Source organism: Streptomyces sp. YS-3, from assembly GCF_045257485.1.
GTDB lineage: Bacteria > Actinomycetota > Actinomycetes > Streptomycetales > Streptomycetaceae > Streptomyces.
In genome coordinates this window covers 1-7608 of sequence record NZ_JBJHPC010000355.1, presented here as the reverse complement: position 1 = coordinate 7608, position 7608 = coordinate 1, and the positions used below count along the sequence as shown (strand labels likewise).

5 protein-coding genes and 1 pseudogene are annotated in these 7608 nt (G+C 70.3%); 2 read left to right on the top strand and 4 right to left on the bottom strand.

The features are described 5' to 3' along the window. A partial coding sequence (gene uvrA / locus ACJA3G_RS24805; protein WP_406555256.1) for an excinuclease ABC subunit UvrA occupies nt 1-2875 on the bottom strand: 2875 nt, incomplete at its 3' end. Nucleotides 2876-3068: 193 nt separating this feature from the next. Here uvrA and ACJA3G_RS24800 point away from each other — a divergent pair. Then, nucleotides 3069-3755, top strand: a complete 687-nt coding sequence (locus ACJA3G_RS24800; RefSeq protein ID WP_406555255.1) for a maleylpyruvate isomerase family mycothiol-dependent enzyme — start codon at nt 3069-3071, stop codon at nt 3753-3755. Between the two features lie 21 nt (nt 3756-3776). After that, nucleotides 3777-4433 carry an MBL fold metallo-hydrolase gene (locus ACJA3G_RS24795; RefSeq protein WP_406555254.1) on the top strand — a complete coding sequence of 219 codons (657 nt, stop codon included), beginning with the start codon at nt 3777-3779 and terminating at the stop codon, nt 4431-4433. 238 nt (nt 4434-4671) lie between these two features. Here ACJA3G_RS24795 and ACJA3G_RS24790 read toward each other — a convergent pair whose 3' ends face one another. The 3 genes and pseudogenes from ACJA3G_RS24790 to ACJA3G_RS24780 form a co-directional block, all read right to left on the bottom strand. Next, nucleotides 4672-4977, bottom strand: a complete 306-nt coding sequence (locus ACJA3G_RS24790) for a hypothetical protein (protein ID WP_406555253.1) — start codon at nt 4975-4977, stop codon at nt 4672-4674. A 137-nt stretch (nt 4978-5114) separates the two neighbouring features. Continuing rightward, complete coding sequence (locus ACJA3G_RS24785) at nt 5115-6095, bottom strand: TerC family protein (RefSeq protein WP_406555252.1); 981 nt, start codon at nt 6093-6095, stop codon at nt 5115-5117. A gap of 263 nt (nt 6096-6358) precedes the next feature. Then, nucleotides 6359-7608: pseudogene (locus tag ACJA3G_RS24780) on the bottom strand (export associated protein); the annotation flags it as partial.

The window sequence follows — 7608 nt, the reverse complement described above, 5'->3', positions numbered from 1 at the left end:
CCTGGGGGCGGACCGGCTCCGCGTCGCTGATCCGGTCCGCCCCCAGGATGTCCCGCAGGAACTTCCCGGTGTGGCTCGCCGCCACGGACGCGACCTGCTCCGGCGTACCCTCGGCGATCACCAGACCGCCACCGCTGCCGCCCTCGGGCCCCATGTCCACGACCCAGTCCGCCGTCTTGATGACGTCGAGGTTGTGCTCGATGACGATCACCGAGTTCCCCTTGTCGACAAGCCCCGACAGGACCTTGATCAGCTTCGAGATGTCCTCGAAGTGGAGACCGGTCGTCGGCTCGTCCAGCACGTACACCGTCCGCCCCGTGGACCGCTTCTGGAGCTCGGACGCCAGCTTCACGCGCTGCGCCTCACCGCCCGACAGCGTCGGCGCCGACTGGCCGAGCCGGACGTATCCGAGCCCCACCTCGTTCAGCGTCCGCAGGTGGCGGGCGATCGTCGGCACCGCCTCGAAGAAGTCCAGCGCCTCCTCGATCGGCATGTCGAGGACTTCCGCGATGGACTTGCCCTTGTAGTGGACCTCCAGCGTCTCCCGGTTGTAGCGCGCCCCGTGGCAGACCTCGCACGGCACGTACACGTCCGGCAGGAAGTTCATCTCGATCTTGATCGTGCCGTCGCCCGAGCAGTTCTCGCAGCGACCGCCCTTGACGTTGAAGGAGAAGCGGCCCGGGAGGTAGCCCCGCACCTTCGCCTCCATCGTCTCCGCGAACAGCTTGCGCACGTTGTCGAAGACACCGGTGTACGTCGCCGGGTTCGACCGGGGCGTACGGCCGATGGGCGACTGGTCGACGTGGACGACCTTGTCGACCAGGTCGTCGCCCTCCACGCGCGTGTGCCGCCCGGGCACGGTCCGCGCGCCGTTCAGTTCGCGCGCGAGGTGGGTGTAGAGGATGTCGTTGACCAGGGTCGACTTGCCCGAGCCGGAGACACCGGTGACGGCGGTCAGCACACCCAGCGGGAACGAGACGTCGATGTCCCGGAGGTTGTTCTCCTTGGCCCCGTGCACGGTGAGCTTGCGCGAGGGGTCCACGGGACGGCGTACGTCCGGCAGCGGGATGGACTTCTTGCCCGCCAGATACTGCCCGGTCATCGACTCCTTGTTGGCGAGGAGCTGCTTCAACGGGCCGCTGTGGACGACCTTGCCGCCGTGCTCACCTGCGCCGGGGCCGATGTCGACGACCCAGTCGGCCACCTTGATGGTGTCCTCGTCGTGCTCGACGACGATGAGGGTGTTGCCCATGTCGCGCAGGCGGACCAGGGTCTCGATCAGACGGTGGTTGTCCCGCTGGTGCAGACCGATCGAGGGCTCGTCCAGCACATACAGCACGCCGACCAGACCGGAGCCGATCTGGGTGGCGAGGCGGATGCGCTGGGCCTCGCCGCCCGAGAGCGTCCCGGCGGCGCGGTTGAGCGAGAGGTAGTCGAGGCCGACGTCGACGAGGAAGCGCAGCCGCTCGTTGACCTCCTTCAGGACGCGCTCGGCGATCTTCTTGTCGCGCGCGTTGAGCTTGAGCTCGCCCAGGAAGTCGGCGCAGTCGCTGATCGACATCGCGGCGACCTCGGCGATGGAGCGGTCCATCACGGTGACCGCGAGGACCAGCGGCTTCAGTCGCGAGCCCTGACAGGTCGGGCAGGGGATCTCGCGCATATAGCCCTCGAAGCGCTCGCGCGCCCCGTCGGACTCCGCCTCCGAGTGGCGCCGCTTGACGAACGGCACCGCCCCCTCGAAGGCGGTGGTGTAGGCCCGCTCCCGTCCGTACCGGTTGCGGTAGCGCACCTCGATCTGGGTCTTGTGGCCGTTCAGCAGTGCCTTTTTGGCGCGCTGCGGCAGCCCCGCCCAGGGGATGTCCGTACGGAAGCCGAGCTCGTCGGCGAGCGCGCCGACCAGCCGGGCGAAGTAGTCCTTGGTGTGGCCGAGCGACCACGGGGAGATGGCGCCCTCGTCGAGGGACTTGTCCTCGTCCGGGATGATCAGGTCGGGGTCGACCTCCATGCGCGTACCGATGCCGGTGCAGTCGGGGCAGGCGCCGAAGGGCGAGTTGAAGGAGAAGGAGCGCGGCTCCAGCTCCTCGAAGGACAGGTCGTCGTACGGGCAGTACAGATGTTCCGAGTACATCCGCTCGCGCTCGGGGTCGTCGGCCGCGAGGTCGACGAAGTCGAGCACCACCATGCCGCCGGACAGGCCGAGCGCGGTCTCCACCGAGTCGGTGAGGCGGCGCTTGGCGGAGTCCTTCACGGTGAGGCGGTCGATGACCACCTCGATGGTGTGCTTCTCCTGCTTCTTGAGCTTGGGCGGCTCGGAGAGCTGGATCGTCTCGCCGTCCACGCGCGCGCGGCTGTAGCCCTTGGTCTGGAGGTCGGCGAAGAGGTCGACGAACTCGCCCTTGCGCTCGCGCACCAGCGGGGAGAGCACCTGGAAGCGGCTGCCCTCGGGCAGTTCGAGCACCTTGTCGACGATGGCCTGCGGCGACTGGCGGGTGATCGGCCGGCGGCACTCGGGGCAGTGCGGCTTGCCGATGCGCGCGAAGAGCAGACGCAGGTAGTCGTAGACCTCGGTGATGGTGCCGACCGTCGAGCGCGGGTTGCGCGAGGTCGACTTCTGGTCGATGGAGACCGCGGGCGACAGACCTTCGATGAAGTCGACGTCCGGCTTGTCCATCTGGCCGAGGAACTGGCGGGCGTACGAGGAGAGCGACTCGACGTAGCGGCGCTGCCCCTCGGCGAAGATCGTGTCGAACGCGAGGGACGACTTGCCCGACCCCGAGAGCCCGGTGAAGACGATGAGGGAGTCGCGCGGGAGGTCGAGCGAGACGTTCTTGAGATTGTGCTCGCGCGCGCCACGGACGATGAGACGGTCGGCCACGCCGGTCCGCACCTTTCTTGAAGAGAAGCAGGGGGCGGAACCCCCGTCTCAGACTATGGGGGGTCGCCTGGGCGATGGATTGCTATTACCAAGGATGCCTGATGCCACCGACGAGCCTATAGCACGCGCATTCGATTTACGGACTCGTCCAAGCGGCTTCACCCGAATGAGTGGCGGGACTATCGTCGGCCCCATGATTGATCATGCGCACGACCTGGCCTCTGTACGGGAAGCCACCGAACGGCTGCTCACCGCAGCGGGCAAAATGGACAACGCGGCGCTCGCCGAGCCGTCACGGCTGCCCGGCTGGAGCCGCGGCCACGTGCTCGCCCACCTCGCCCGCAACGCCGACGCGCTGGTGAACGTCCTCGCCGGGCGCCCCATGTACGAGAGCGCCGAGGCCCGCGACGCCGACATCGCGCGCGACGCCGCGCGCCCGCTCGACGTGCACCTCGCCGACCTGCGCGAGAGCGCGGCCCGCTTCCAGGAGGAGGGCGCCCGGAGCGCCGACTGGAGCCGCACGGTCGAGCTCCGCAACGGCGTCTTGGACCAGGCCGCCCGCATCCCCTTCCGGCGGCTGATCGAGGTCGAGCTGCACCACGTCGACCTGGGCACCGGCTACGAGCTGGAGGACCTGCCCGACGAGTTCGTCCGGCGCGAGATCCAGTTCCTGGCCGACCGCTTCTCGGGGCACGCCGCGCTCCCGCCGGTCACCCTCACCGGCGGCAACGGCCACACCCTGCGCACCGGCGGCACCCAGGGCCCCGCGGTGACCGTGGGCGGCCCCGCGTGGGACCTGCTGGGCTGGCTCGCGGGCCGCAGGAGCGGAGCTGCCCTGGAGGTCAGCGGCGGCCCGCTGCCCGCCCTGCCGCCCCTGTAGGCCCCGGGCTACGCTGAGCCCATGACGTACAGCGGAACGGTCAGGGTCGGCGGTCCTGCGGATGTCCACGAGCTCGGCGATCTGATGATCTCCAAGGTCGCGGTGGGCCCGATGGACAACAACGCGTATCTGCTGCGCTGCCGCGCCACGGGCGAGCAGCTCCTGATCGACGCGGCGGCCGAGCCCTCGACCCTGCTGACGCTGATCGGTGACGACGGCATCAAGTCCGTCGTCACCACCCACCGCCACGGCGACCACTGGCAGGCGCTCGCCGAGGTCGTCGCCGCCACCGGCGCGCGGACCTACGCGGGACGCTACGACGCCGAGGGCATCACTGTGCCGACCGACGTCCTCGTCGAGGACGGGGACACCATCCGGGTGGGCCGGGTCGAGCTGACCGCCCGCCATCTGGTCGGCCACACCCCCGGCTCGATCGCCCTGGTCTACGACGACCCGCACGGCCACCCGCACCTGTTCACCGGCGACTGCCTCTTCCCGGGCGGGGTCGGCAACACCCACAAGGACCCGCGGGCCTTCGCCGACCTGATGCACGACGTGGAGACCAAGCTCTTCGCGGTCCTCCCGGACGAGACGTGGGTGTACCCGGGCCACGGCAACGACACCACGCTCGGCGAGGAGCGCCCCAAGCTGCCGGAGTGGCACGCGCGCGGCTGGTAGCCGGACCGCGCCGAGGCGCCAACCCGGGCGGAGTGCTGGGCGGCGCCCCGACCCCGCTGAGAGCGACCGCGCTCGCGCGCGGCGGGGGCCGCCGTGTGGCGTGGCGGCCTATCTGACCGGGGTGGCGCTGCTGAGCCCGGGCTGTATCGCGCTCCTGCCGGAGACCCCGCCGGGTGCCCATAGCGGCCCGGGCGCGACCGGAGGCCGCGCCCGCCCAGGAGCCACCGGGACGCCGGCGCTACAGCGCCGCCGACTCCTCCACATCGCAGTCCGTGAAGACGGGCGGCCTCGTCGAGAGGCCCGCGAGCCGCTGTGCGAGCTCGCTCGTCTCCGGAGCGTCGCTGTTGGCCATGGCCTCCTCGTACGAGTCGAACTCGACGACGGCCAGATAGCGGTTCGGGTTGGACCGGTCGCGCAGCAGGGTGCGGTGCGTGGGGCCGAGCTTGCGGCCCTCCGAGCGGGCCCGCTCCTCGTACTGACGGATGAGCTCGCGCATCTCGTCCGCCCGCTCGGTCTCGAAGTCGATGATCTGCGCGAACTTCATGGGGTCCTCCTGGTCCGCAGCGCCCCCGCGGACCGGGGGCTCTCTGCGTCCAAGCAAGCACCGGCCGAGAGGCGCGGCAACCGGGCGCCCGCTCGGCCGGTGCGCGCGCCGGTGCCGATGCACCGCGCGCCCCGGGGTCAGACCCCGACGCTCTTCTTCTCGTCCGCCTCGGCCGCCGTCTGCTTCCTGGTGGCCATCAGGCTGGTGACCGTGGTGATCACCAGCACGCCACAGATGACGCCCAGCGAGACGGGGATGGAGATCTCCGGGACGTTCACCCCGTTCTCGTGCAGGGCGTGCAGCACCAGCTTCACGCCGATGAAGCCGAGGATCACCGAGAGGCCGTAGCTGAGGTGGACCAGCTTCTTGAGCAGTCCGCCGATGAGGAAGTACAGCTGGCGCAGGCCCATCAGCGCGAAGGCGTTGGCGGTGAAGACGATGTACGGGTCCTGGGTCAGACCGAAGATCGCGGGGATGGAGTCCATCGCGAACAGCACGTCGGTCATACCGATGGCGAGCATGACGACGAGCAGCGGCGTCATGACCTTCTTGCCGTGCTCCTGGATGAAGAGCTTGGTGCCGTGGTACCGGTCGGCGACGCCGAACTTCCGCTCCACGGACTTGAGCAGCCGGTTCTCCTCGAACTCCTCGTCCTCCTCGTCGGAGCGCGCCTCCTGGACGAGCTTCCACGCGGTGTAGATCAGGAAGGCGCCGAAGAGGTAGAAGACCCAGGAGAAGCTGGCGATGATGGCGGCGCCGGCCGCGATGAAGACCGCCCGCAGCACCAGGGCTATCAGCACGCCGAAGAGCAGGACGCGCTGCTGGAGCTGGGTCGGCACCGAGAACTTCGCCATGATCAGGATGAAGACGAAGAGGTTGTCGACGGAGAGCGACTTCTCGGTGATGAAGCCCGCGAAGAACTCGCCGGACGCCTGGCTGTTGCCGAAGACCAGCAGGCCCACTCCGAAGAGCGCGGCGAGCACGATCCAGACGACCGTCCAGATCCCGGCTTCCTTGACCGACACGTCATGGGGTTTGCGCCCGATGAAGAAGTCGGCCGCGATCAGGGCGCACAGACCGAGAATGGTCAGTACCCACAGGGTCATCGAAACGTCCACAGTGCCTCCGGCTTCGTACCGCTACAGATCAGCGTCGTCGCTGCCGGAGGTCTCCTCCACCCAGGTCGTGCCGTCGCCTCTGGGCCGGCGCCCCGGAACCGGTCAGGTCGGTCCGTACTGACGGGAACGCCGCAGTCGGGAGTACTCCCCTCCGCACCAAGAACCCTACCCCAATCACCAAGAGAAGGTAAAGGGAAGGGTAAAGAAGAACCAAGAAGCCGGTCGTTGCGGCCCGGAGCGGCCCCGGCGGCAGGGGACGGACGTCAGCGCGGCCAGGCGCGCCTCGCCTGCCCGACCTGGCCGAGCACCTGCTCCAGGATCGCGCTGCCGGCCGGGACCAGCGGCGGCTCGTACGTCCAGGCGTGCCCCACCCACGGGTCCGCCAGATGGTCCTCCGGCACCGGCGTGAGCCGCAGCAGCGACCGCCACAGGGGCTGGAGCACCGGCCCGTACGCCTCGGCGTCCTCGCGGTCCGCGACCATCAGCAGATGGACCCCGACCGAGGAGCCCTCGTCGGCTAGGTAGCGCAGCTGGTTGACCGCGCGGTCGTCGAAGCCGTGCGGGAAGTCGTTGACGATCAGGAGCTGCTCGGCGGTGTCCGTGCCGGGCGGCAGGGCGTCCGCCCCGGCGCCGCCCCGCGCGGCCATCTGGAGCAGGTCGACGCGCTGGGTGAGCCGGGCGAGCACGTCCGCCACCCCCTGGGCCCCGGCCGCGGGCGGCGCGGCGAGCACCCCCGCGCGCGTGAGCGGCGCGAACGCCCCCGCCGCCGCGCCCGCCGGGTCCACGACGTGCACCGCGAACTCGTGCGCCGGGTACACCGCGAGGAGCCGGGCCGCCAGCGCCACCGCGGTCTCCATGGCGAGCTGCTTGACCTGCTCGGCGTCCATGAAGGCGGCGGCCTCGGAGCCGGAGCGGCCGGAGTCGATCCACAGCCCGCGCTCCAGCGGCAGCCGCACCAGCATCGGAATGCGCAGCTCCGGCCGCTCAGGGAGGCGCAGGTCCCCGACGCGCAGGGCCATCGGGATCTCCATCGGCACCCGGTAGGCGTGCCAGACGGGGTTGTCCCAGCGGGCGTACGCGGCCGGCAGGGCGGGCTCGACGACCTCGGACTCGGCGGTCAGCTGCGCCACGTCCCGGTCGAACGCCTCGCGCGCGCGGTCGACGAGCTGCTCGCGGCGGGCCGCGGCCTCCTGGCGGGCCAGGTCGCCGGTGGAGCCGATCCGGCTGCGCGGATCGGCCAGGGCCCGGTCGAGCTCCTGCTCCATCCGCGAGTCCGCGAAATCGACGGCGCTGCGGTACGCGGCGGTGGTGCGGGCCAGGTCCTCGAACATGCCCCACACCTGGTTGTAGAGCCGCTCGTCCATGGACCAGCCGGTGGCGTCGCCCGCCACCGGGCGAAATCGACGGCGCTGCGGTACGCGGCGGTGGTGCGGGCCAGGTCCTCGAACATGCCCCACACCTGGTTGTAGAGCCGCTCGTCCATGGACCAGCCGGTGGCGTCGCCCGCCACCGG